We start from the raw sequence: 25928 nt of genomic DNA, 5'->3' as shown, positions 1-25928 counted from the left end.
ACAGATCTCGGTGAGTCAATTATGGCAAATGGAACAGTTTTCTCTCTACACAAGCATGAAGAGGATTTTTACCTCAAATTCAATGGCTTTAGAGCTGATGAGTACAGAGCAGACATACTCTGAGGAGATGCTGACTGACATCGGCTGCAAACACATTCTTCCAGACAAGAAAACAAGACCTGAGCACCCATGTGTGTTGATTGGAGAGATGGGCTTAGGCTTCACACTCAAGCGCGCCCTGCAGCTTGTGGGAAAGCCAGCCACGGTCAAAGTGTCCGAGCTGATGCCACAGCTCATCGCATGGAACCGCACGTTCTTGGTCGAATACAATGGCCCACTGCTCGATGACTCGCGCACTAAAATCACTCAGGGTGACTTCTTTGACACCATCCATAGCAAATCCACCAGCAGCTATGATGTGCTTCTGATCGATATCGACAACACGCCCGACGAGTTGATCACTGCTGGCAATTATAGACTCTATTCTCCGACTTTCCTTGCGAAGCTTCAGTGTATTCTGAAACCCGGCGGATACGTCACTTACTGGCTTTCAGAACCGGCTCCTAAGTTAAAGAAACTGCTAGGTAAAGCTGGGTTCAAGGTCGAGGAACACGCCGCCCGACCACAGATCAAGGCCAAGCGATCAAGACACTGCATTTATTTCGCACGAGATAGTACCAGAAATTATACCACTTAGATTTTTAAAAGTGACTAATGCAGGAGTTATTCCCTTAAGATACACCTAGTCCCCTCTGAATTTTATTTTGAGAATTAAAAAATGCCGCCTATAGTAGCTACATATTAAAGAACAAATATCATATGACCCATTTAACGAAGTATTGCATAAATCTGATTGGAGTCCTTGGCTTAATGACATCGACTCTCACAGCTGATACCCCGAGCGTGACTAGTATCGCTCAGCTTAAAGAGCTACAAAGTAAAATTCAAAAGGTTGTGAGCGTTGCCCAGCCCGCGACTGTAGCCCTCACCTCTAGCCGTACTGGATCTTGGGGGAGTGGAGTAGTTGTCTCTGAGAGTGGGACAATTCTCACAGCTGCCCACGTGGTTCAAGGAGCCAAGACGCTAGTTGTCATATTTCCCGATGGCACTGAGGCCTCAGCTGATGTTCTAGGTGCGAACCGTACCAAGGACACAGCTATGCTGAAAATCCGTGAGGCAGATGTGTATCCTTATGTAGAAGTCGGCGACTCAGATCCACTCGAAGTCGGAAGCTTCCTCGTTGCGATGGGCCACGCAGGTGGATATGACGCACTACGCAAACCGCCAGTTAGATTTGGCCGTTTGGTTTCTAAAAACATCGGAGGCTATTTCTCTAGTGACTGCACTTTGATCGGTGGCGACTCTGGCGGACCGATCTTTGATATTGATGGGAAACTGGTAGGGATCAATTCCTCGATTGGAGAGGACAGGAAAGCAAATAATCACGCAGGTCTGAGTGCCTTGAAGGCTGACTGGAAGAGGTTAGAAGCTGGTGAGACTTGGGGGAGCCTAGGCTCCAATCCACTGGCAAATATTGATAGCCCCATTCTCGGAGTCGCTATTCTCGGAGCAACTCGACAAGGAGTTCTTTTAGGTGAAATTGTCCCTGGTGGGCCAGCTCAACGGCTGGCATTAAATCACGTGATATTATTCTCAATGTGGAGGGGCACAAAGTGCTCGATGGTGGGCAGCTCTTGATTGAACTGAATAAATTTCGACCAGGTCAAACCGTGAAGTTGGAGATCCTTCGCAGCTCTGCCGTTATGCAAATCAAAGCCACGCTAGCCCGTAGGGGTGACCTGTACAAACAATAATCACCATATCATCTATGAAACATACAGTTCTATCAGTCAGCGTTTGGGCCACTCTCATAACCACCGGTTTTTCTCAGAGCCGTGAATCGGCTCGCCGTGGTTTGCCATTCCTTAGGCCAGACGATCAACAAATCCTCCAAAAACAATCGGAGGGTTTTTTCAAAGCAATCGATCCTATTGCGGATAAGACTGGTGAGAACGCGGTCAATGTCTTCTCATCCGGCAGAATGGTGGCACGAGGTACAGTCACCGCTGACGGAGTGCTGACTAAATGGTCCGAACTCGTTTCCAAAGGTGACAACATATGGGTTATTGGCCACGACGGGGTCAAACGTGATGCTTTTGTCAAAGGAGTCTATCTAGAATATGACCTAGCTCTACTTGACTACGGCGGCGGGCTCTCAGCTGTAGATATTAAGCAAGCCGAAGCGGTGAAACCTGGTGAGTTCCTCATCGCAGTGGGGCCAGCTAAAGAAGCGCATGGACTTGGGATTGTGAGCGTTGCTCCCAGAAGTCTCAGAGAGTCCGATAAAGCATTCCTCGGTGTGCGCATGGATTTCAATCCAATCAAAGGCGGTGGTGTGCGTCTAGAGTCAGTTGAGAAAGGATCAGCAGCAGCCAGAGCGGGCTTGGTTTCTGGAGATGTAGTGACGCAGGTGAATGAAAAAAAAGTCGACGGACTCCATGAAATGGGCAACTTTCTCCAGTCGCTCAAACCAGGTGACCAGATGGTGCTCCATTTTCGCAGAAATGCCCGAGAGTTCTCAGTCGATGTCGTTCTAGGTGCCCGCCCAGAGAGGGGGCAATTTTCTCCGCAACGTTTGAAGCAAATGAAGCGAATGGGCGGTACAATCAATGATGTAGCTGAAGGTTTCCCCGATGTACTCCAAAGCGATATGCAAATTGAAGCTCTCGATGCTGGCTCTCCAGTGTTCGATCTCGATGGGAAGTTCGTTGGATTGGTCGTCGCCCGAGCCAGTCGCATAAAGACCTATATAATCACAGCTGATAAGCTTGCTATACAGTTAGAGAAAGAGCCTAACATGTCCGTCGGTCTTGAGAAAAAAACGCGTCTCATCGATCGGCGTAAGGCCGGAATTACGGCAGTTGAAGCCAAAGAGCTGCGTCAGCTAGGCAATATCATTGAACGAGCCAAACGACGTATTCTTGAAATCGAAAATAGAGAATAAGGAGGAGTTTACTTACACGAAAAAAATTACGTACTTGTCCTTGTTTCTAAAAATAAATTAGTGCATTTTCCCGCCGTTGAGAGGGGTAACACTCACTGACAGAAAGTTCCGGCATAGCTCAGCGGTAGAGCGGGTGACTGTTAATCACTAGGTCCTTGGTTCGATCCCAAGTGCCGGAGCCATTTAATAGGCCTCATTTCCTTATAGGGAATGAGGCCTTCCTTTTGCCTACTAAACTGGTTCCTCGTTTATGAGTCCCTCTTCGTAGGCTTCCACGAGTCCTTCGAGTGCTTGAATTTGTTGATTTAGCCTTTCACCTTGTTCCGTATGTTTGATGAGTCGAGGACTGTCGTAGGTGCGAATTTTACGCATTATAGGGATAATGTCTTCCCCTGATCGAACGACTGAAACTGGGTCTTTGAAACCGTGATGTTCGGCGAGAAACTCACCACTATCAGTGAGAATGAGCGTGTACCCTCGGTCGCCGTAGGCTTCGGAGAATGCGCCATCAATAGTGACAGCATTGCCGCCTCGCTTTACAGGGTCTTCCCCTTTTTCCACTTTGACGGGGACATGTCCATTCACGATCAGACCGCCGCTCTCTACGCCCATGTCTTGGCATACTTGTTCGCAAAAATATTTGTCGTTGAGGAAGTCGAACCATGGGTTACGTGTCTCTTTGTGGGCCCCTTTATCTTCAATAAAGTAGGATTCGAAGGTTGCCATCTTGTCTTTACCAAAGAGAGGAGATCGTGGGCCGGCCCAGAGGTAGTAGAGCCAGTCTTTGTCATCTTGTTGTGCCATGGAGCCTTTGCGGAAAGCGCGTTTGATCACCTTATTGAATGCTCCAAATTGCTCTGGCCCGCATTTTTCTTCGCCATCAATTTCGAGTGGGAGATAGTCTCCATTTTCATCGAGTGAGAGGCAGGCGTGGAAAATGGCGGCTCGGTCTCTCACTTCGGCCATACTGCCGCGCTCGACTACCCACTTCATATGCTCCCAAAGGCGAGAAGAGCTAATAAATGATTCTACTAGCCTTTGCATGCAGTGTTCTTCTTCGGCTGAGAGCTTGTTAGGGTCCTGCGGGTCGATCGTTGGGAAATGTGCGTCGCGCAGCTTGTAGCTCTGGCCAGCGAGCTCGATGGAGCCGTTGGAGTAATCGATCATTTTGAGAACATTGCGGTCACTCATCTCCCATTCTGGATGACGCTCTACAATCTGGCCTTCGAGTTTGAACTGGATGATAGCGATTGCTTTTTGCATTCTGGCGATGGTGAGTTCATCGCGTTCACCACCACGCTTCGGCTTGAAAAACTCGGCGGGGTCATCGCTGTAAACATCTCTGGCTAGTAGCTCTAAAGCGTTTGTTAGAATGCCGTAGCCTTCCTCTAACTGGTACATCCGCCTGTAGCGTAACGAAACACGTAGGACGATTGCGATCAGAGCTTCGTGCCCGAGGCAGGCGCCCATCCAACTCACATCGTGATTACCCCAAACAATCGTGACGTTGGGTTGTTTCATTAGGTAGTCAACGACCCAGTCAAGACGAGCACCACGATCTCCTAAGTCGCCGGCTACAATCAGTTCTTCGACCGTGATATTACGAATGAAGCGTGAGGCGGCACGCAGCGCTTGGAAATCCATTTTTCTACGTACCAATTCTCTGATAGAGACAGTGAGGAAGGCTTCGTGATGACCATCCGCTGGGAAATTGAGCAAGATCTCAAAAAGTTCTCTGAACTGCTTTGGGGTGTAGTTCTTTATGTCTTTACGTCTCTTGGTGCGAACTTCGGCGCGGATGATTGTGAACTGTTGGGTAAGGGTCTTGAGCACCCATTGATAACGCGCTTCGTCATCATTTTTAAACTCTTCAGCTTTGAGTTGAAGGAGCTCAGTTGGGTAGTAGAGGAGGTGGAGGAATTCCTTGAACTCGCTGGACTCTGTGTCGCCACCAAAAAGTTCCGCCACCACGGGACGTAGTCTGCCTGAGGCATTGTTGATGACGTGACGCAGCTTACGCGCTTCGCCATGAACGTCAGATATAACGTGCGTGACACCTTTCGGCAGTTCGAGCTGAGCTTTGAGTGCTGCGATCTCGTAGACAGCGGACTCGGTGGACGGGTAGGACCTGGCGAGAATTTGGTGGATCAGTTTCTCCATAGAGTACTATTACTCGCAACTGTGACGCGGAGTAAGGGAATTCTATGTCCTATTTTCCATTTAATAGCTTGCCTACAATTTTACCTCTAACCATATAATCGTAGCTGAGGAGGAGGAGGGTAAAGCTGAAGAGGTTGACGAGGGGGAATTTAACCCAGCAGGATAGCGGCTAGTCTTGGAGCGCGAGTTGGAGGCCAAATACCAGCGGGAGGTGCGCGAGATAGAGCCAGTAGGAGGCGTCTGATAGGTAGCGCATTTTCGGGGATGGTTGGGAGAGCTTTTCACGGAAAAAGCCAATACAGCCGAAGATCATCAGCCAGCTGAGTAGATTAGTTAGTCACACGCATTGGCATGATGACGTAGAGGAAGGAGCCATCGATACGGATGACACCTGGACTCATTTCATCAATAAGATCGAGGTAGACATCTTGAGTGTCTAGGTTCTTCAAAGGAGCCATGAGGAATTCTGGGTTGAATGCGATGGCAAACTCAGCACCACCATAGGTCACATCGATACGCTCGGTAGCTTCACCAATGTCTTGGGTATTTGCCATGACATCGATGCTGTTAGCGCCGAATGCTAGCTTCACTGAGTTAGACTTATCTGAAGCAATCAATGAAACGCGGCGGACGGTTTCGAGGAAGGCTTCGCGGCCTACCTGGATTCGCTCAGATGTATTGTTTGGAATAACCTGACGGTAGTTAGGGTAGTTACCTTCGATCAACTTAGAGACCAAGAGGCTTCCATTGATTTCAAAAGCTACCTGGCTGTCAGTAAGGCGGATGATAACATCACCTTTGTCGGTCAAAAGACGCTGGAGTTCCTGAACTGCTTTAGACGGGATAATCACATCAGCTTCGTGGCTGGATGGGAACTCTAGATCGTTCTCAACCATTGCAAGACGACGGCCGTCGGTTGCAACAAGTGTGATTTTTCCATCTTTAAATGAAGTGTAAATACCATTGAGAACGTAACGTGTCTCGTCGGTAGAAATGGCGTAGGATGTTTTCTTCAGAGAATCTAAGAGAACTTCTTGAGACATCTTGTACTCCTTTGCCTCTTCAAACTTTGGAAGTGGTGGGAACTCATCTTCACCTAGACCAATGATCTTGAAAAATGATGGGCCAGACTTAATGCTCGCGTAGTTTTTACTATCGACTGATATTTCAACATTCTCAGCTGGCAGCTCACGGATAATGCTAACGAGACGTTTTGCTGGGAGAGTAGTAGCACCTTCCTTTTCAACATCAGCCATGACTGAACCACTCACTCCAACATCGAGGTCTGTGGTGGTAAGTTTGAGTTCACTCCCCTTAGCCTCGATCAATACGTTTGATAGAATAGGAAGAGTTGTGCGGTTACTTACCACGTGCTGCACCTGCTGGAGAGCATCGAGAAAAGACTGCTTGGAAATAGTAAATTTCATGAGTTTGGCCGTTGGTTATTCTCCCCGAGAATTAGGAAGAAGTGATGTTCGGGATTAAATTGAACTTTCCCCCAGCAAACGCAAGTCCCATTTAGAACAAACCACCACTTTTGCTCTATATGGCTACATTTACTCGCAACACCACAATATATGGTATGTTACTTTAGAGTGTGAATACCCTAACGATTTTAGAAATGTAAATGTTCCACAACAGTAGTCATCGCTGGGAACCACCTCAGAGGCTACCCTCCAAAAAAAGAGGCCCTCGCGAACGATGACCTCTTTAGTTAAAATGTATGTGTGAGTGAGACCACTAGCGCTGTAGCATTGCATCGAGCAAGTCTACAGTGTCGCGCACCATTGATTCATTACCAATGCGCTGCTCCACTTTCTTTACTGCGTGGATCACGGTCCCGTGATCGCGACCGCCAAAAGCGTCGCCAATCTCCATCAAAGAAGACTGAGTCATCTTTCGACTAAGGTACATGGCAACCTGCCGGGCAAATGCAATATTTGCTGGGCGGCGTCTGCTACTCATATCCGCAAGACGAATATCGAAGTGCTCTGAAACTGCTTTCTGAATAGCATCAATACTGACCTGCTTAGACCCTTCTTCGCGTAAAATGTCGCGGAGAAGTGTTTCTGCTCGTTCGATAGTGATCGATGTGCCACCGAGCGACGCATACGTTGCTAGTCTCACGAGCGCACCTTCTAGGCGGCGCACGTTACTGCGAATGCGCTCTGCTAAGAAGCGGATAACTTCGTCTGAGAGTTTCACATCCCAGTCATCCATCTTCTTACGAAGAATCGCTACACGAGTCTCCATGCGAGGAGTCTGCGTCTCTACAGTCAGTCCACTCTCAAAACGAGAAATGAGACGTGGCTCAAAATTCTTGATCTCACATGCTGGACGGTCACTAGTAAGGACAATCTGACTCTGGAGATCGAGTAATGTGTTGAAGGTGTGGAAGAATTCTTCTTGTGAGCGCTCTTTACCTGCGAGAAACTGAATATCATCGATGAGGAGAACATCAGCTTTGCGATACCTGCGACGGAACTTTTCGAGGTCCCCTTTCTTCACCGCATCGATAAACTCGTTAGTGAACTTTTCACTGGTGAGGTAGACCACCTTGGCATTGGGATTTTCCGAGAGCATGCGGTTCCCCACAGACTGCATCAAATGAGTTTTACCGAGCCCTGAGCTACCGTGGATGAAAAGTGGATTATAAGAAACTCCAGATCCTGAAGCGACGGCGGTACAGGCAGCGTGAGCAAACTCACTATTCTGTCCTACAACAAAGCGCTTGAAGTTGAAGAGCGGGTTCAGGCCTACTCCCTTAAGCTTCTTATTGAGGTTCGCTTTGTCGGCAGCTGGCATCGAGAGACCGGACTGTGAGCCATTCTCATCAGAATCGCCCGAGGACATCTCTTCTGAGCCTGCAACACAAACTCTGGCAACAACGGTCGCATCGAGAACTTTTGAAACTGCTGACTGAAGTTCAGGCATGAAGTTCGTTTCAATCCAAACTTGGTGGATGTCACTTGGCACTGCTATTCTGATTTCATTCTGTGAAATCTCGCCACAAGCCGCACCGTCAAACCAGCGCTGGTAGGCGTCTGGACTTAGCAGCTCTTGCAGATGTCCGGAAACGGCGTTCCAGATCGTTTGGTCTGCTGTACTGGGAGTAGTAATTTTTGATGCATATGATAGGTCGGTGGGTTTGATTTTTATTTCGGGCATTTTGGTAGCTTCCGCTCGTGTAGTATTCTTTCCTGAGGCTTGAGTAGGATAAGGATTCCTACTGCGATGTGACCGAGTTTATACACATACATTCCCTCGGTTGGAAAAACTTTTTAAAACTAGGAACTATCCAAAAAAGTTTTTAGAGTTTCCACAAGGGTTCCACGGGTATTTTTTTTTAGAGGCTTGACGAGACCGATCATTAACTTCTCTAAACTAACTTTTAACGACCGTTCACAAGTCATTGAAAAACCTACGAATGCCTTAGTTCTCAATGATTAAAGCGCACTTGAACATATTCTAACGGAATTTTTTTTGAAAAAAAAATAGGCGTAACTAAATATAAATTTTACGCTTAAAAAAAATTACTCCACCACAGCACTCGAGCGGATAACCACTTAGGATAGTTAGAAACCGCGGACACGACAGGTTTTGAGGCCCAATTTAAAATTCATCGGACTCAAGTATCAAGAGTCTGTCTGAGTTAGGTTTATTTGCTGAAAATTAAATTTACTAGAGGGTTTTCCACCTCATTTCGAATGAGGGAGATTTCTGCGCTATAGACTGAACCCACGGTGATATTTTGGCAGTTTAGCATGATTTTAAGCGTTCTAGGGAGGTTTTATCGCGAGCGGAGTGTTCGATTAGTCTCTTTACTCGTTAACTCACTTGGAGCATTTCATGCAGGCGTTTGCAGTTGTAGGCTAGACAGACAGTTCCCATTCGCCTGCCATTTTTTTGAATCCTCGGAGTCGAAAGCCACGAAAGCCAATGTCTGCTTTGATGATTCCAAAAATGGTTTCTATGGTTTGGGATTGAAGTTTGTAAATTAATTTTCCGTCTTCGCTGCTGAGTTTATCCCGCATCCTGAGATGGGTTTCGTTGCTGAGGTTTTTCTTCACCTTGGAGATTTCTGTGCGGTAATCTAGCTGCACTCGTTGTATGCGTCTTCAAGGTGGACTGTGAGGTAGATTTCGCAGTTGGTTTCTTTTGTTAAGTGTTCAATCGCCTCGTAGGCTGGGAGTAGTTCGTTTGAGTCACTTGAACACTGGCTGATGTGTTTCCTCACGATGAGGTAGCTGCCGCCGGCGTCGACACTGGCTTGAGGATTGATACTTTGGGTATAGGCTGCAGTTTTACTTTTGCGCATAACGCAGGTGTCGGAGCCTATAATTACGAATCTCTCAGCCATGCGCGAACTCTAGCAGATTTTAAAGTTGAGAGGTAGGTAAGTCCGACTGGCTCTTAGCCTCCAAAGGCTACCTCCAGCTACGCAAAACAAAGTTTAAAATAGACACAAGTCACACTATTAAAGACACCTCCAACACAGCCCCATCCCCTCTCTACTTTCCTCTTGGTACAGTCGTTCACAAACTGATACACCCCAGCATCCGTTTGCTACGCTTAGCATTCGTCAACTTTCCCCATGTTTTCCTTCCTACACACCGCTGACATTCACCTCGACAGTCCACTTCGAGGGCTCAATCAACACGCTGAGGCACCTATCGAGCAGATCCGTGGTGCCACCCGTCGGGCTCTCGAAAACCTAGTCAAACTCGCTCTTTATAGAGAAGTAGACTTCGTACTCATCGCTGGCGACCTCTACGATGGCGACTGGCCAGACTACAGCACCGGCCTCTTCTTCAACAAGCAGATGAGCCGATTGAATGAAGCTAACATCCCCGTCTATCTAATCAGCGGCAATCACGATGCCGCCTCTAAAATAACCAAGAGCCTCAAGCCGCCTTCGAACGTGACGACTCTCTCGACGAAGAAGCCTGAAACAGTCATCATCGACGGTCTCCCCGTCGCTATCCACGGTCAAGGATTTGCCACTCAGAGTGTGCCTGAGAACCTAGCCTTGGAATACCCGGTAGCCATTCCCGAGCATTTCAACATCGGCATGCTCCACACTAGTTTAGCTGGCAACCCAGAGCACGACACTTATGCCCCATGCTCCATCAGCGACCTTACGGAAAAAAGCTACGATTACTGGGCGCTCGGTCACATCCACCAACACACGATCGTCCACGAGTCCCCACACATCATCTACAGCGGAAACCCACAAGGACGTCACATCAAGGAGACCGGCGAGCGGGGGTGCTACCTCATCGAGGTCGACGAAAACCTCACCATCAAAAAGGCCACCTTCGAAGTCACTGACGTGGTGCGCTGGCAAGCTCTAGAAATCGACATCAGCGATCTATCCGATTCTGACGAAGTGCGGAAGTCAATCACCCAGTCTATCGAAGTAGCCCTAGCTGAAGCGAACGAACGTCTTCTCGCTCTCCGCATCACCCTCACAGGAGACTCAGCCCTGCACGACCAACTCCACGCAGACCTCACCCAATGGCAGGCCGAATGCGTCAGCATCGCGGCAGAAATAGAGGACGAACGGATCTGGTTCGAGCGTCTACGGATCAAAACAAAGCCCACCTATGACCCACAGGAACTTGCGGAGCGCGACGACCTCACCAAGCTCGTTCTCGAAGCTCTTGACCATTTCACACCAGCACAAGTCCCCGCCCCAGTGGCTCAGCTAAGTGAAAAGCTCAAAGGCATCGAGAGTCAAGACCTCCAAAGCGTACTCGCTACAGAGGATGACGAACAACTCAAAGAAGATGTCACCGCCATCGTCCTCCAAAGCATTTCGAGTAGCGCTCACTAACCTCACACTGGCAGTTTCATCATCCCCAGATCTGAACACTGAAACCTGAAATCTTCCCACATGCGATTCGACACCATTCACATTCCAGCCTTTGGCCCGTTCACCGACTTCTCCCGCGATTTCGTAAAAAACGGCCACGACATCCACCTCGTCTACGGAGCCAATGAAGCGGGCAAGAGCTCACTGCTCCGCGGCATCCATCAGATGTTCTTCGGCATCCCAGTGCAGTCAAAAGACAACTTCGTCCACGACAACACTAAACTGCGCATCGGCGGCACTGTCTCTAACGACACCAACAAATTCAGTTTCCTCCGTAAAAAGGGAAACAAGAACACCCTACTCGATACCCAAGGAAACACCATCGACGAAGCTCATCTAGAAGCCTTCCTCGGCACCGTCAATGGCGAGTTCTTCGACAACATGTTCGGACTCGACACCCAATCACTGCGCGATGGGGCTGGCGCATTACTCTCAGGTGAGGGTGACCTCGGCACCCAGCTCTTCTCAGCCAGCCTCGGCGGCACCCCGATCGAAGCTGCCATCACCAAGTTAGAAACCGAAGCTGACTCTCTCTACAAAGGTTCTGGCTCAAAGAACAAGACCATCCTTCCAGCGCTTAAAGCCTACAAGGAAGGTGAAAAACTAGCGAAATCTAGCGCCACCAAGGTCACCACCTGGAACGCACTTCTCAAAGACATCAAATTAGCGCAAGCAGAGTTCGAAAACATCGACCAAGGCCTCAGCGGAAATCGCTCGCGCGCAGTCAAGCTCAGCAACCTCACCAGCGCCCTGCCTACCTACAGCAAGTTCCTCCAACTCAGCAAGGAACTCTCGGAAAACACAGCCCCGGAAGTCAGCTCGGATTTTATCCCACGCTTCCGCAGCACACTCGCTCAGCAGAAAGATCTCAGCCGCAGTCTGCAGATTCAGCAGCAGATGATTGCCGACCAACAACAAGATCTAGCAAACATCCCTAGAAGCGATGAAGCCCTACAACACAAAGCCGACGTCGAAGCACTCAGCAATGGCTTCGAAACCTACCTGGCGAACCTTGAAGCTGTCGACCACCTGCAGCGTGAAATCGAATCCCTAGAGTCCACCCTCCAGCTCTATTCCGAACAACTCGAACTCGACTCGTCCGACCGAATCTCCCAGCTCAGCACTATTTCAGAAAAGCAACACAGCCAGTTCAAGCAACTCGCCCAAGCTCTCAGCAAGCAAGAACTCCGCAGACAAATCGCCGAGTCCGAACTCGCAGAGATCGAGTCCAACATTGCCCAATACCATGACGACCTGCAATGCTTCTCGAATAGCTCCGACACCACCGCACTAGAAGACCTCATCCAGCAGTGCGAAACTCATGCTGCCGAATTCCCTCACCAAGAGGACAGAGAAGAGCAAGCCCAGGGTCTCAACCGCAGTAAAGAAATTCTCATTTCTCAGCTCAATCTTGATATTACGGAAGACGACATTCCCACACTCGCAGTTCCCAGTGAGGCATCTATCAAGCAAGAATTAGAGCGAGAAAACGATCTGCTAGAAAAACTCCAGTCGCACCAACAAAAAATCGAAGACTACGATGAAGAACTAGCGACCGAGCAAACCCAACTCGATAGCCTCAAGGCGCAGGCTGCCATCTACAGCCAGGCCGACCTCACCAAAGCTCGCGAAAACAGAGACGGCCAACTCAGCCAGATCAGTGCCAACATCACTGCCGACATGAGCCTTCCTGACGACGCTATCACTCAGCTCAGCGCATCGGTCAAGCTAGCAGACACCATCGCCGACGCCCTTCACAGCAATGCTGAAAACATAGCGAAAGCGGAGACCCATCTCGTCAAAATCGAGACACTCACTCTGAAAAAACAAAACTCAGAGCGCTACAAACAAGAAGTCCTCACCGACCTCGAAAAATGGTCCACAGCCTGGCAAGCACGCTGCGCCGCCATCCCTGTGAACCCACAGTCACCTACCGACCTCCTCCAATGGAGATCCCAGTGGCTAGAGCTGTGTTCTTCCATCGAAGACCTCAACGAACTCCAGCGGAAAATTCAAAAACACAGCGACCTCAGCCAAGACCTCATCGCCCAGATGCAGGTCACTCTGCAAAGCAAAGACAGCAACTTCCGCGCCCTGCTCTCAACGCTCAAATCTGAATTCAAAGCAGCCACCCGCGGCCAAGGAAAGCTAGAAGCAGCGCAGACAGCGCTCGCATCCGCCCAACTCAAACGCACAACGGCAATCGAAAAGTTCGACTCCGCCGAGTCAGCCCTCGCTGACTCCCAGTCGTCCTGGTCAACCCTTTGCGCTAGTGATGATTTCCCCGCGAACCTGCATCCAGACCAAGTTCTCGACCTCATCGACAAGCGCAGCCTCGCTCAGCAAAAATCGATCGATTTCAACACCAGCCTCATGGAGATTGAATCGAAGACAGAGGCGATCAAAAGTTACAACTCCAAGGCCAGCGAGCTCACTCAGCTGCTTCTTGAAGAAAGTTCAGAGGATGCCACCCTCAGTGTGCCCCAGCTCAAGCATCACATCGCTCAAGCGCAGCAAGCACACACCAAAGCATCCACCATCCAGGACTCCATCACTGCCGAGGAAAGGAAACTCCCCGAGCTCGAACTCCAGAGCAAGGACCTCGATGCAGAACTTAAAAAACTCCTCGAGCAAGCTCAGGTCGATCACCTCGATGCCATGGAACCCGCCATCCTTGCAATCGAATCCAAGGCAAAACTCAGCGAAGCACTCGCCTCCCAGCGCGACACCCTCCAGTCACTCGCCGACCAAAGCAAACAGCCCGAGCTCGATTCCTTCTTTGCCGAACTCGACGGGCTCGACCGCGACCAACTCCAGCAAGAACTCGAAGCTCTGTCAGCGGCAGCTCGGCCACTACAACACGAACGCGACACCTCACTCAAAGCGCTCGACGAGTTCAAGCAACAGCAAAATGAGCTGCAGCAAGCCAGCGACGCGGCTGCCGCCCACAAACAAGACGCCGCCAATGCTTTAGCCCTCCTCGTCACCGACACCGAGCGCTTCATCCGCCTGCAGTACGCCATCACTTTCCTGCGTGATCAAGTCGAAGCCTTCCGCAAGAAGTCTCAAGGCCCGATGATGGAAAAAACCTCCCACTACTTCAGCGCCCTCACCAGCAATCTCTACAGCGGAGTCGCCGCCCAGTTAGATGACAATGATAAACCCCAGCTCGTCGCCCTCCGCAGAGAGGGAGACAACAATCTAGAAGTCCACACCGCAGGACTATCCGAAGGCACCGCCGACCAACTCTACCTCGCCCTGCGTCTAGCAGCCATCGACCTCCACCTCGACAAGCACACACCCATCCCCCTCATCCTAGACGACCTGCTGATGACCTTCGATGACCAACGCACCCGCGCCCTTCTCCCCGTCCTAGCCGAACTCAGCAAGAAGACCCAAATCCTCATCTTCACCCACCACTCCCACCTCAACCAGCTAGCCCAAGAGACCACCCCCGAACTCCAACTCCACCAGCTAACAGCATAATTCACTTTTTATCATTCTCCAAATGGCGGCACCTTCACTAACAACTGGCTCTCTTCCAACCCACATTCGGCGGATTGCCCTGCCGATGAGCATCGGGTATTTCTTTAACACGATGTATAATGTTGTAGATTCCTTCTACGCAGGACGCATCTCGACGGAAGCCTTGGCTGCGATGGCTCTATCGTTCCCAGTATTCTTTATCATTATTGCTATCAGTGGAGGACTCGCACGTGGAGCATCCGCACTGATAGCTAATGCCATTGGAGCCAACAACAAGGAAGAAGAAGCCACCCTCTCCGGACAAGTTTTCTCGCTGGCGTGCATTTGCGCTGCAGGGGTCAGCATCGTCGGGCTCAATGCAGCAAGCCCGCTCTTTAAGATTCTCGGTGCCAGTGGAAGCTACCTAGATTTAGCAACCGGCTACACCACGCCCCTCTTCATCGGCGCGATCTTCTTTTTGCTCAGTAGCATGAGCAATGCAATCCTTCTCGCCCACGGCGACAGCAGAACATACAGCAGAGTGCTGATCATTGGTTTCTTCCTAAACCTGATCCTCGACCCATGGTTTCTCTATGGTGGCTTTGGTCTTCCCGCTATGGGGATTGAAGGGATAGCGTGGGCAACAGTCTTGATCCAAGCTATTGGTGGCATCTATTTATTCTCAGTGGTGATTAGCCGTGGCCATGTGACCATCCGATGCGCTGAACACTTGCTACCAAATCTAAAAACTTACGCGCAGATCCTGCGCCAAGGGATCCCTACCAGCTTCAACCTCATGTCGATCGCCATGGGATTTTTTGTCACTACCTACTTCCTCAAATTTTATGGCGAGGGAGCAGTCGCAGCCTTCGGTGTGGGCACACGGATAGAACAGATCGCCTTGCTCCCAGCTATCGGCATAAGCTCAGCTATCGTCTCCATCGTCGGCCAGAATAATGGAGCCGGCCAAACCGATCGCGTTCGGGAATGTGTGCGACTTTGTTTTAAGTACGGCCTCTACCTCATTATTACAGCATCCATATTACTCTTCGCCTTCGCCACTCCCTTGGTGCAGATCTTCACTGATGACCCAGCAGTCATAGCGATCGGCACGCGCTACGTTCGTATCGTCACCTTCATCCAGTGGGCCTACGTCGCAGGGTTCGTCTACATCGGCTTCTTTCAGGCCATGAAGCGACCGATGTATGGACTGTTCGAGGCTTTAACCCGCAAGGTCATCCTGCCCGTCATTGTATTCAGCTTAGTCGTGCATGTTTTCGACCTAAGCCTTGAGGGGTTTTGGATGGCCATGTGTGCGATCAATATCGCAATGGCCGTCATCACAATCAGCTACGGCCAGTCAGTGCTGCGTAGACTGAGCTAGTCATCAATCATCAATCATCAATCATCAATCATCAGTCATCAGTCATCAGTCATCAGTCATCAGTCATCAGTCATTGGGCTAATGGGCTCGCTAGATGAAAGCTAAGGTTGTTGATAGTCCACTGCTGCGTCACTGAGGCTACCTTTAGTTACAACCTGAAACTTATCTGAATGGCCTTTGACTGATAGCATTCAACATAAGTTCAACAACAATTAGCCATTGATTCATCAAGCTTGTCTGAACACTGAACACTGCACCCCTCCGCAACCATCATCACTAGCGCCCTAAGTGAGTCTTGAATTATATGAAATCTAGGATAGTTAGTATCCATGAAAATTGTCACACTCGATGAAATCACCCAAGGGCAAGACTGGGTCGGTCTAGGTATTGCTGGGAACCAGGCTGAGCACCTTGCTCAAGCGGGTGAGGCTGATGATTTTAAAGAAGTCGTGGCGCTGGAGAATGCTCCAAAGGGGATGTTTCCATGGTATATCCCAGGTTCTGATAGTTTTCTCGGCGTCCATCCCCTTTCCCACGATCGCCTCAATAACAATAGCGAGGGATTCCTCCAGCCTGAGCCAGAAATCGCACTGGTGGTAAAATTCGAGTACTCAGACCGTGATGAAAAATTGTTAGATGACATCTCAGTACTTGGCTTTAGTGCCTTCAATGACTGCTCTCGCAGAGTCGCAGCTGCAAAAATCAGTCAGAAAAAGAATTGGGGAGCCGCCTCTCAAGGGATGGCTAAAGAAATCCTATCCATCGATGACTTCACCCGCGAAGGAGGCACAAGCGACAACTACCGCCTCACCTGCTACCTCAAGCGCGATGGCGAGCTTCTTCAATACGGTAAAGACACCGCCGTCACCGACTACTGTTATTCCAATCAGACTCTGGTTGATTGGATGGTAAACCAGATCAACACCCAGCAAGACAACGGCCCTCTCGAGCCTATTGGGCAGATGTTAGTGACCTCTAAACCCGCCTACGGCATCATCGCCATCGGAGCCACCTGCTATTCCGAATTTGGCAACAGCGAGATGCGATTCCTCAAAGAAGACGACGAGATCCTCGTCATAGCCTACGACGGAGACCAGCACACCACCTCAGCCCTAGAGAAATCATTGATTGGAAGCCCCTTACCAGAGAGCAATGCCTCACGACTCATCCTTCAGCAACAAGTCACTACCATTTCCCCCCCCCCCAACACTTCGCCGCAGGAGGCCTAGGGTGAATATCAAAATAGTGTTTGCGGACTCAGATATCGCGCTAATCTTGTGAATAGATGATTCATTCCCCTCTAGTGAAAATATGAGGCATGTGAAGCAACTACAGCTCAACAATATATCTGATAGACTTCCCTCCGCAGATTGCACAAACAGGATCACTCCTACGAGTTAGCACCACCAACTATAATAACCAATCCCCTAACACACATAACTGCAGTAAACTCTCCCCCCCTCTACAAAGCACTCAGCATGTCACCCTCACTCATACCAGCCTACCACGGATCTCTCATCGCAGATGCTTTAGCTATGCCTGTTCACTGGTATTATAATCGTCAGGCATTAGATCGAGATTACCCCGATCTTACTGTATTTACTAGTCCTCTGAAACTGCACCCTGATAGCATACTGTGGAGGTCCCAGTACTCATCCCTCAACGAAAAAGGAAATATCTTACACGACCAAGCATGCTTCTGGGGACAACCTGACATCCATTACCATCAAAACCTGTTAGCTGGAGAAAATACAGCTAACTACAAGCTGGCTAGACTTCTTTACGCACAAGTAAAAGAGGCTGGCGGCTACTCAGAAAATGCATGGCTCGAGCTCTATATAGAAAAGATGCTCACTCCTGGATGGCATCGCGATACCTACCTTGAAGAATACCATCGCGGATTTTTCACCCGATACTCCCAAGGCAAAGACCCTCGAAAGTGCGGTATCAAGGACGAACATATTGGTGGTCTTGCCACCGTCCCTGCACTCGTCGCAGCCTTACAGGGACGAGATCGAGATGAAATTAGACTGACAGTTAAGAGCCACGTCACACTCACGCATCGCCACAGCAATGTCCTGCGCGCTGCTGACTGCCTAACGAGATTACTCATTGACCTCTCAGAAGAAATCCCACTGCGCCAAGCCATCATGCAATCTGCTGGTGATTGGATTTCTACAAAAAAATCGACGGTATGGGCTAGGCAAGAAGACCGGGATATAGTCGGGGGAAAGCTCAGCTCAGCCTGCTACATTGACCAAGCCTTCCCAGCCGCTCTTTATCTTGCTTGGAAATACCACAATGACTTTGAGGCTGCAATCATAGCCAATGCAAAAGTCGGCGGTGACAACTGCCACCGCGCAGCAGTCGTCGGCGCCCTCGTTGCGATCTCTCAACCTGAAAAAGTTGCGAACTGGACCGCTAATCTACATGACATTTGATCCGCGAGAACCCTCGAGATATATCAGTCTACTGGCCGCATGCTCTGAGCTGGCAGCCTACCGCCACAGACTGAAACAAGTTGAAACTATAAGTATCGGCAATGTGTTGATTGTATTATCGGATATTATCCGATACGTTCTGACCTATGGATATTTTGAGACATGTTTTTCAAGTGATCATTGCCGTCGGACTACTGAATGTTTGGCTGCTTCGTTTAGGTAAAAAGACGCCCTACCGAGGTGGAGGAGCACAATCGATGCGTGAGGAGTTTGAAGTATATGGCTTACCCGCCTTCATGATGTATCTGATAGGTGCTCTCAAGGTGATCATCGCTCTATCGATGATTGCAGGCATTTGGTTACAGCCTCTCGTTGGACCATCAGCTGCGCTTCTTATTCTGCTGATGCTTGGAGCCTTCAGTATGCACATCAAGGTGAAAGACCCATTAGCAAAAGCGACTCCCTCTCTACTTATGCTCGCCATGGCCATTGCCGTAATTTTATTAGCCTAGCTAATAGATAGCTATCGCGAGGTATGCGTTGAGTACCATGTAGACGAACGCTGGCAGAGTTTGCTTCGTAGTGTCCTTGATCTTGACCCTCACACCGACCCCACAGAGCATCAAGATTGCTAGGCCGATGGATGCTATCTGACCTACCCAAGGTATCTGAATACCAATCACTAGCCCAAGCGCACCTAGTATCTGTAAAAAGCCTATCAAATTTTTGAATTTAGGCAGCCCGTAGCGATCATATTCTTGGCGCATCACACGTGAGAAGAAGCACCCAAATCCAAATAGGGTAAAGGAAACTGCAGAGATCCAGATGAGTACGGTGTCGATATTGTATCTTCGCACCGCATAGCTACAATAACAACCTGTAATAATAGGATATACTCAAGGCCCCTTCTAGCCGTAATACTGGCGCCAAGCAGATGATTACTGTTCAGCCATGGCCGCACGTTGAAACTATCATATAGGTGCATTCTATCACCGATAGAATGAAATAGTGCGCCGCAATTATACAAGGTGAGGTTTTAAGCAAGTGACGTGGGCTAAGTGGAAATGTCGTGCCCGATTCATATTAGATGACGATCGACAGCATTCTAGGCTGGCGAATTCTCAAAGTTTGCCTCAGTTTTTCGGCATCATCTTAGCGGTCGTTCCCATCTAATTTCCATGCGTCATCTTTCCAAATCAAAGCTCGTATCATTCAGACAATGCCCGAAGAGGCTTTGGTTAGACATCCACAAGCCCGAACTCCGGGACAACTCGGCATACCAGCACGTCTTTGGTATCGGCAACCGGGTGGGGGAAATTGCTATGAAGATCTACGACACGACGGGAGATGCTTACGAGATCAGTATCAGTGAGCTCGGATTCAATGAGGTATTTCAGAAAAGTGCCGAGCTGCTAGACGCTGGTGATAGACCTATATTTGAAGCGGGAGTCAAAGTTGCTGGAGGACTGGCCTTTGCCGACGTGATGATCCCCAGTCGCACTAGCGGCGAATTGTGCTGGAAGATGGTAGAAGTGAAATCAGCCACTAAAACCAAAGACTACCACCGCGACGACGCAGCCCTGCTGCATTACCTGTTCGAGCAAGCTGGAGCGAAGTTACACTCAGTCTCGGTTGCACACATCGATAATAGCTTTGTCTACGCAGGCGACGGAAATTACCAGGGCTTATTGCTGGAGAACGACATCACCGAGGAGGTAAGGTCGCGGGTGGCTGAAATGAATCAATGGATCGCTGATGCTCAAGCCACAATAAAGCTAACAGATGAACCTGAGATAGGCTGTGGAACTCAGTGCCATAGTCCATTTACCTGCCCATTCCTAGCACATTGCTCGCGTGAGGATGGTAAAGCTGAGCACCCTCTCAGCCTGTTGCCAAATTTTCATGGAAAGAAAGCTAATCTCCTAGCAGAACAAGGTGTCGTCGAGCTCGCGGATGTGCCGAAGGACTTCCTCTCGGAGATCCAACAAAGGGTCCAACAGTGCACGCTTTCAGGTGAAACTTATTTCGATAGTGAAGCCACTGTTGAAGAACTTTCACAGTACGGATTCCCAGCTTATTTCCTAGATTTCGAGACCTCCAACAGCGCCGTACCGATGTGGAAAGGCACACGTCCTTACCAACAACTCCCCTTCCAATTCAGTGTCCACGTGCTAGATGAAGACGGGACGTTCACTCAGGAGAGCTTCCTTGATCTCAGTGGCAATGATCCCCGCCTAGGCTTCACCGAGTCACTGCTACAAAACTGTGGCAACTCCGGTCCCATCTTTGTCTACAATATCGCGTTTGAGCGAAAGATTATCAACCAACAAGCAGCGCACTTCCCTCAGCATGCTAAGCAACTCGGCGCTATCGCCGATCGCTTGGTCGACCTACTACCTATTGCCCGTGCTCACTACTACCACCCAAGCCAGTGCGGCAAGTGGGGCATCAAATCTGTCCTGCCAGCCATCAGCCCGGACCTCGACTACTCTGAGCTAGATGGAGTAAAAGACGGCAACATGGCCATGGTCGCCTTCCAAGAAGCCATCCACCCAGACACCAGCGAAGAACGTAAAACCGAAATCTACAACCAGCTCGACAAGTACTGTCAGCTAGACACCCTGGCGATGGTTCGCATCTGGGAGGTCTTTACTGGTAAACAAACCAGATCCATTGTGAGTTAGAGTGCCCAACAGCGGGCTATAAACAAGTCGATGAACTGCTGGAGTTATTAGATACTTGAGCATCACGATGAACAAAGCTCCACCAGATTTTGGTGTTAGAATAAGCGCTTATCGATAGGGCTGCTGCACATTCTATTTACTCCTTCTGATGAGCCATCAGGGTCCGTGACACATGCTTATTTCTGACTATTCCCCAGAGAGTTGGATGCTCGGAGAAGCGGTCCCAAGCAATGGCTTGGCCTTTTATCGCCAGACCTTTTTCTTCACGTAGGAAGCGCAATTCGCCTTCTACCATCTGCAGAACGTAGACGCTCGCGTGATCATGACCTGTGATGTAAAGCTTCCCATCAGCCTCCCATGAACCACCAGAGCAACTCATCCGGCCCCAATGCTCCACCACGCTATGTGGGAAAAAATAGTGCGCCTTCTGAGTGAACTCCCCATCAACATATTGGTATTGTAGTAGTTGCGTTTGGCGATTTTTTATTTTCCCATAGACGCCATAACACATCCACCAATCCCCATTGGAATCCTTATCGACCCAGGTCAACGAGCCATGATCTCTCGGCATTTTGATCGATTTTTCATGCGCCATCTCCCCCCCTGCCAAATCCCAGATTTCGACCGAGCAATTGTTCGCATCCACGCCGTAGCGCGAATGCGCACAATAGAGTTTGTCACCAACCACGGTCCCACTATTCAAATGTTTAAAATGGGAAAACTCTTCCTGAGAAGTATCTGCCTTCCATTTCCGCAGAACTCGTCCAGAGGATTTGTCACACATCTGCACAGATGTGTTGCTAATCGCATAGAAGTGATCCTTGCCAACTGCGACCCCCTGGCTCGCTATAATTGGAAATATTTTTACTTCTCTATTGCCACCACCTTTGGCGGGCCCAGCCCCTGCCCGAATACTTGTAAATAAAATGAGAATACACCACATGGCGTATTTCCATTCAAAGCCCACATCCCGATACCTCATCATTTTATTGAGACAATTGCAGTTCATCCTATACACATAGAGCTTCCACTCCCGAATAGACGATCCTTCTGCATTGATAGGTTTGGTGGTCATCGGCAGACACCACAATTATTAGACCACTCTTTCAAGCAATAAATTTCATAAGTGATTGAGTGTCAAAATCTACAAATCCAGAAAATACCCCGGAGCAGAGTCGAACTGCTATCTAAGCTTTAGGAAAGCCTTGTTCTATCCATTGAACTACCAGGGCGTTGGGTGCTGGGATTGCGGTGCAAAGCTAGACATGAATGTTAGTGGTGACAAGCCTTCAATCCACTTGCAATCCGTATAATCCTAGCTATGACATCGACCCCGATCTAGGTGTTTCACGATGAAATGCGCTATCTCATTCACCCTAAAAGGATAACAAACCGATGCCCAACGTATTTATCAAAACTTACGGATGACAAATGAACGAACGTGATTCTGAGCAGGTTGCTCGGATGTTTACGGAAGGTGGATACACGGTCACCAAAGATGAATTCGATGCAGATGCTATCCTTGTCAACACTTGCTCGGTTCGCGATCAAGCTGAGCAAAAGGCACTGGGGAAAATGGGCCACATGGGCGCGCACCGTCAGCGTAAACCACACGTGGTCTATGGCTTCATGGGCTGCATGGCTCAGTCGCGCGGCTCCGAGTTGTTCCAAAACATCCCCCACCTCGATGTGGTAGTTGGAACCCAGAAGTACCACAAGGTCTTTGAATATGTGAATAGTATCCTGCAAGACAGACTTGAGCGCCGAATGGATGATCTCAAGCTGACTTACAAGGGCGACAATATTTGCGACATCGAGGAGGAAAAGGACTCTCAGAACACGATCAAGGATCACGTCAATACGACGACTGACCCGACAGCTTTCGTCTCAATCATGCAGGGCTGCAACATGAAGTGTTCCTACTGCATCGTGCCCGACACCCGTGGCCGCGAGCGTGGCCGGCCGATCGCTGACATTGTGAGAGAATGTGAGACCCTCGCCGAACGTGGTGTGAAAGAAGTCACTTTGCTTGGCCAGATCGTCAACCTCTACGGTCGTACAGAATTTCCAAAGGTCGATGGTAAGTCACCATTCGTCCAGCTGCTCGAAGCAGTGCATGCGATCGATGGGATCAAGCGCATCCGCTTCACCTCGCCCCACCCGATCGGTTTCCGCGATGACTTAATATCAGCGTATGGCTACCTGCCTAAGCTGTGTTCCCACATTCACTTCCCAATGCAAAGTGGCAGCGACCGAGTACTGAAACAAATGCGCCGGCCGTACAAGAACGCGAAGTTTATCGATATCATTGAGAAAATCAAAGCGGTGCGTCCAGAGATGTCAGTCACCACCGACGTCATCGTTGGCTTCCCGAGTGAGACTGACGAGGAATTCCAGCAAACTTTCGACACCATGGAGCAGCTCCAGTTCGACAATGCTTTTGTCTATCGCTACTCAGAACGCCGCAACACACCTGCTGCGGAAAGGCTGGATCAAATCCCTGAGCTAATCAAAGAGAAGCGAAACCAAGTCCTTCTCGCCTTGGTCGACGAAGTCGCCCAGCGCACGAACCACGCACTAGTAGGAACCGTTCAAGAAGTGCTCTGTACTGGGCCATCTAAGAATAACCCAGACACACTCAACTCACGCACGGGGCAGAACAAAATTGTCATCATCGAGGGCAACTCAGACCGTCTAGTGGGCAAGATCTTCAAAACGAAGATTCACGCCTGCACCGGCTTCACTCTCTACGGCACGCCTATAGTCGATTCGATCGAAGACTAGACCAATAGAAATACCAAATTCCCACAAGGTCCAATCCAGCAATGGTTTGGGCCTTATCGTGTCCTACTCTAAACAGAATTTTGAGAACTCCTGATTATTCTGTATGAGTAGACGATTGGTTGACTCTGAATGAAACTGCTAGATATCCCCCTGCTTCATCACACCCACGTAAGGAAGATTCCTATATCGTCCTTGGTAGTCGAGACCGTAGCCGATGACGAATTCATCGTCGATATCGAAGGCTTTAAAGTCGGCCTCGCAGTCACCGGCGCGTTGTTTCCGTTTATTCAAAAGCACACAGTTACGCACTTCGGCGGCTCCCAGTGCCAGCAAAGCATCTGTCACAGCACGCATCGTCAGTCCAGTGTCGAGAATGTCGTCCATAATGAGAACTTTCTTGTCCGCGACCTCTGGCATTTTCTTATCGAGGAACTCTACTTTCCCACTCGTTTTAATATCACCATGGTAACTAGAAATATTGAGACACTCTACCGTCATGGTCACAGGCAGTCTTCTACACATATCTGCCGCAAAAACTAAGGCTCCTTTGAGTAAAATGACGACTACTAGACCATCGCAGGCAAATTCAGCCATCACCTTCTTCGCTACAAAATCGAGCCTCTCTCGAATCTCCTCCTCATTAATTAGTATGCGTTCCACGTCTCTATGCATTAACTCTTTATAGCCAATAATCACTTTTGAGCAATCAACATCGGCATTTCTTGTTTTTATTAAGACTTAGAATTATTCTAAATAAGGCTTGATCGCGCTAAATCCCCGAGCTAAGCTTTTTCATAAGTTATGAGCACATCAACAGACACACTCAATATCCCAGGCTTGCGCATGACAAAACAGCGCAAGGAGGTGTATCGCGTGCTCACTGAAACTCGTGATCACCCTACTGCCGCTGATGTTTACGATCGGGTGAAACTCAGCACACCAGGCATCTCACTTGCCACAGTCTATAATTGCCTCGAGACACTGGTAGAGCACAAGGCAGTGAAGCAAGTAAACTTCGAGCGCGAATCTTCTCGCTATTGTCCAAATCTCAATGAACACGGGCACTTCCACGATGAAATAACGGGTACGATTCACGATATCAAATTCAAAGATGGCATCAAGCTTAGCGATTTTCTCGATATCCCAGAAGACACTCATATCACCAACCTTGATATCACACTCCGCGGTATTTTACCTAAGAACTAAAGAGCTTTCCCCCACCAAACAATTTTTGCGGTTTCGATCGCAACCAAAACCTAAATAAATCAACAAAACACTACACAACAAAAGTCATGTCAATAATCATCAAAGATCTCCACGCTAAAATCGGTGACACCGAGATACTCAAAGGACTCAACCTCGAAATCCCGACGGGTGAAGTACACGCTATCATGGGACCAAATGGCTCAGGTAAATCCACTCTTTCTAAAGTCATTGCTGGACACGACGACTATGAAGTGACTGCTGGCTCTATCACAATGGACGGAGTTGACGTGCTCGGACTCGACGTAGATGAGCGCTCACGTGCCGGTATCTTCCTCGCATTCCAGTACCCGATGGAAATCCCAGGTGTTTCTAATGCTAACTTCATCCGTGCAGCACTTTCAGCCCGCCTTCCTGATGGTGACGAGCTCGACGCTGTAGCCTATTATAAGAATCTCTACTCCAAGATGGAAGTACTAGACATGGACCGTAAGTTCACTGCACGTGCAGTAAATGAAGGTTTCTCGGGTGGTGAAAAAAAGCGTAATGAAATTCTCCAGATGATGATGCTCGACCCGCGTTACTGTATCCTAGACGAGACTGACTCAGCCTCGACATCGATGCTCTCAAGGTTGTTTCTGATGGAGTAAACATGCTTCGCGACGCAAACCGCGGCTTCCTCGTGATCACCCACTACCAGCGCCTCCTCAACTACATCAAACCAGACTACGTGCACGTTCTTGCTGACGGAAGAATCGTCAAGAGTGGCGGCCCAGAGCTCGCTCTCGAGCTTGAGGAAAAAGGTTACGACCACCTCACTAACAAGCCTGTAGCAGTCTAAACGTAAAAGAGGCTTCCAGCCTCTTTGCAAATACAGGCAAACTCAATACTTACTTTTATACTCAACCTAAAAACACCTAACTCAAAA

At 49.2% G+C, this 25928-nt stretch carries 22 protein-coding genes, 2 tRNA genes and 1 pseudogene; 15 read left to right on the top strand and 10 right to left on the bottom strand.

From position 1 onward, the window contains the following. The first annotated feature begins 55 nt into the window (after window positions 1–55). From BSZ32_RS15620 to BSZ32_RS15600, 5 genes are all read left to right on the top strand, one after another. Entirely contained in the window at window positions 56–697 is a 642-nt protein-coding gene (locus BSZ32_RS15620; protein WP_165788890.1) for a spermidine synthase family protein, read from the top strand. 122 nt (window positions 698–819) lie between these two features. Next, on the top strand, window positions 820–1698 hold the full coding sequence (locus tag BSZ32_RS15615; protein ID WP_105044274.1) for a S1C family serine protease: 879 nt from the start codon (window positions 820–822) through the stop codon (window positions 1696–1698). After that, window positions 1659–1814: a hypothetical protein gene (locus tag BSZ32_RS20645; RefSeq protein WP_165788889.1), complete on the top strand. Its 156-nt coding sequence runs from the start codon at window positions 1659–1661 to the stop codon at window positions 1812–1814. The genes BSZ32_RS15615 and BSZ32_RS20645 overlap by 40 nt, the downstream gene beginning before the upstream one ends. 14 nt (window positions 1815–1828) lie before the next feature. After that, on the top strand, window positions 1829–3004 hold the full coding sequence (locus BSZ32_RS15605) for a S1C family serine protease (RefSeq protein WP_105044272.1): 1176 nt from the start codon (window positions 1829–1831) through the stop codon (window positions 3002–3004). Window positions 3005–3111: 107 nt separating this feature from the next. Beyond that, window positions 3112–3186 (top strand) — tRNA-Asn (locus tag BSZ32_RS15600). A gap of 49 nt (window positions 3187–3235) precedes the next feature. On the opposite strand, the gene BSZ32_RS15595 is transcribed toward BSZ32_RS15600, so the two are convergent. The 6 genes from BSZ32_RS15595 to BSZ32_RS15575 all read right to left on the bottom strand — a co-directional run bounded on the left by BSZ32_RS15595 (window position 3236) and on the right by BSZ32_RS15575 (window position 9524). Beyond that, complete coding sequence (locus tag BSZ32_RS15595) at window positions 3236–5164, bottom strand: fructose-bisphosphatase class III (RefSeq protein WP_105044271.1); 1929 nt, start codon at window positions 5162–5164, stop codon at window positions 3236–3238. Window positions 5165–5333: 169 nt separating this feature from the next. Continuing rightward, window positions 5334–5477, bottom strand: coding sequence for an acyltransferase family protein (locus BSZ32_RS18495; RefSeq protein ID WP_129589790.1), 144 nt, complete (start codon window positions 5475–5477; stop codon window positions 5334–5336). A gap of 16 nt (window positions 5478–5493) precedes the next feature. Beyond that, the gene (gene dnaN, locus BSZ32_RS15590) at window positions 5494–6591 is read right to left on the bottom strand and encodes a DNA polymerase III subunit beta (RefSeq protein WP_105044270.1); all 1098 of its coding nucleotides are present in this window, start codon (window positions 6589–6591) and stop codon (window positions 5494–5496) included. A gap of 313 nt (window positions 6592–6904) precedes the next feature. Next, window positions 6905–8332, bottom strand: coding sequence for a chromosomal replication initiator protein DnaA (gene dnaA / locus BSZ32_RS15585; RefSeq protein ID WP_105044269.1), 1428 nt, complete (start codon window positions 8330–8332; stop codon window positions 6905–6907). 704 nt (window positions 8333–9036) lie between these two features. Further along, window positions 9037–9234 (bottom strand): transposase, encoded by a 198-nt coding sequence (locus tag BSZ32_RS15580; RefSeq protein WP_129589789.1) that lies wholly within the window; start codon window positions 9232–9234, stop codon window positions 9037–9039. Window positions 9235–9257: 23 nt separating this feature from the next. Beyond that, on the bottom strand, window positions 9258–9524 hold the full coding sequence (locus tag BSZ32_RS15575) for a hypothetical protein (RefSeq protein ID WP_105044267.1): 267 nt from the start codon (window positions 9522–9524) through the stop codon (window positions 9258–9260). Window positions 9525–9758: 234 nt separating this feature from the next. Here BSZ32_RS15575 and BSZ32_RS15570 point away from each other — a divergent pair, with 234 nt between their 5' ends. The 6 genes from BSZ32_RS15570 (at window position 9759) to BSZ32_RS15545 (ending at window position 18841) form a co-directional block, all read left to right on the top strand. Next, window positions 9759–11000 (top strand): metallophosphoesterase family protein, encoded by a 1242-nt coding sequence (locus BSZ32_RS15570; RefSeq protein WP_105044266.1) that lies wholly within the window; start codon window positions 9759–9761, stop codon window positions 10998–11000. A gap of 60 nt (window positions 11001–11060) precedes the next feature. Further along, window positions 11061–14525, top strand: a complete 3465-nt coding sequence (locus BSZ32_RS15565; protein ID WP_105044265.1) for a YhaN family protein — start codon at window positions 11061–11063, stop codon at window positions 14523–14525. 22 nt (window positions 14526–14547) lie between these two features. Beyond that, window positions 14548–15888, top strand: coding sequence for an MATE family efflux transporter (locus tag BSZ32_RS15560; RefSeq protein ID WP_105044264.1), 1341 nt, complete (start codon window positions 14548–14550; stop codon window positions 15886–15888). Between the two features lie 329 nt (window positions 15889–16217). Next, complete coding sequence (locus BSZ32_RS15555; protein ID WP_105044263.1) at window positions 16218–17117, top strand: DUF5718 family protein; 900 nt, start codon at window positions 16218–16220, stop codon at window positions 17115–17117. A gap of 249 nt (window positions 17118–17366) precedes the next feature. Next, window positions 17367–18329 carry an ADP-ribosylglycohydrolase family protein gene (locus BSZ32_RS15550; RefSeq protein WP_105044262.1) on the top strand — a complete coding sequence of 321 codons (963 nt, stop codon included), beginning with the start codon at window positions 17367–17369 and terminating at the stop codon, window positions 18327–18329. A gap of 146 nt (window positions 18330–18475) precedes the next feature. Beyond that, complete coding sequence (locus BSZ32_RS15545) at window positions 18476–18841, top strand: DoxX family protein (RefSeq protein ID WP_105044261.1); 366 nt, start codon at window positions 18476–18478, stop codon at window positions 18839–18841. Here the strand turns inward: BSZ32_RS15545 and BSZ32_RS15540 are convergent, their stop codons facing one another. Continuing rightward, window positions 18842–19186 (bottom strand): DoxX family protein, encoded by a 345-nt coding sequence (locus tag BSZ32_RS15540; protein ID WP_165788888.1) that lies wholly within the window; start codon window positions 19184–19186, stop codon window positions 18842–18844. A 321-nt stretch (window positions 19187–19507) separates the two neighbouring features. On the opposite strand from BSZ32_RS15540, the gene BSZ32_RS15535 reads away from it, so the two are divergent. Then, window positions 19508–21013 carry a DUF2779 domain-containing protein gene (locus tag BSZ32_RS15535; RefSeq protein ID WP_105044259.1) on the top strand — a complete coding sequence of 502 codons (1506 nt, stop codon included), beginning with the start codon at window positions 19508–19510 and terminating at the stop codon, window positions 21011–21013. 136 nt (window positions 21014–21149) lie between these two features. Here BSZ32_RS15535 and BSZ32_RS15530 read toward each other — a convergent pair whose 3' ends face one another. Then, on the bottom strand, window positions 21150–22088 hold the full coding sequence (locus BSZ32_RS15530) for a hypothetical protein (RefSeq protein ID WP_105044258.1): 939 nt from the start codon (window positions 22086–22088) through the stop codon (window positions 21150–21152). 85 nt (window positions 22089–22173) lie between these two features. Next, window positions 22174–22245, bottom strand: a tRNA-Arg gene (locus tag BSZ32_RS15525). A gap of 199 nt (window positions 22246–22444) precedes the next feature. Here BSZ32_RS15525 and miaB point away from each other — a divergent pair. After that, window positions 22445–23797, top strand: coding sequence for a tRNA (N6-isopentenyl adenosine(37)-C2)-methylthiotransferase MiaB (gene miaB / locus BSZ32_RS15520; RefSeq protein ID WP_105044257.1), 1353 nt, complete (start codon window positions 22445–22447; stop codon window positions 23795–23797). A 138-nt stretch (window positions 23798–23935) separates the two neighbouring features. On the opposite strand, the gene hpt is transcribed toward miaB, so the two are convergent. After that, window positions 23936–24457 carry a hypoxanthine phosphoribosyltransferase gene (gene hpt / locus BSZ32_RS15515; protein WP_206018883.1) on the bottom strand — a complete coding sequence of 174 codons (522 nt, stop codon included), beginning with the start codon at window positions 24455–24457 and terminating at the stop codon, window positions 23936–23938. A gap of 141 nt (window positions 24458–24598) precedes the next feature. Here hpt and BSZ32_RS15510 point away from each other — a divergent pair, with 141 nt between their 5' ends. After that, window positions 24599–25003 carry a Fur family transcriptional regulator gene (locus BSZ32_RS15510; protein WP_105044256.1) on the top strand — a complete coding sequence of 135 codons (405 nt, stop codon included), beginning with the start codon at window positions 24599–24601 and terminating at the stop codon, window positions 25001–25003. 86 nt (window positions 25004–25089) lie between these two features. Then, window positions 25090–25841 (top strand): annotated as a pseudogene (gene sufC, locus BSZ32_RS15505) (Fe-S cluster assembly ATPase SufC). The last annotated feature ends 87 nt before the right edge of the window (window positions 25842–25928 follow it).

Source organism: Rubritalea profundi, from assembly GCF_002954445.1.
GTDB lineage: Bacteria > Verrucomicrobiota > Verrucomicrobiia > Verrucomicrobiales > Akkermansiaceae > Rubritalea > Rubritalea profundi.
Note: the sequence above shows the minus strand (reverse complement) of the source record. Positions and strands in the feature narration are given on the sequence as shown.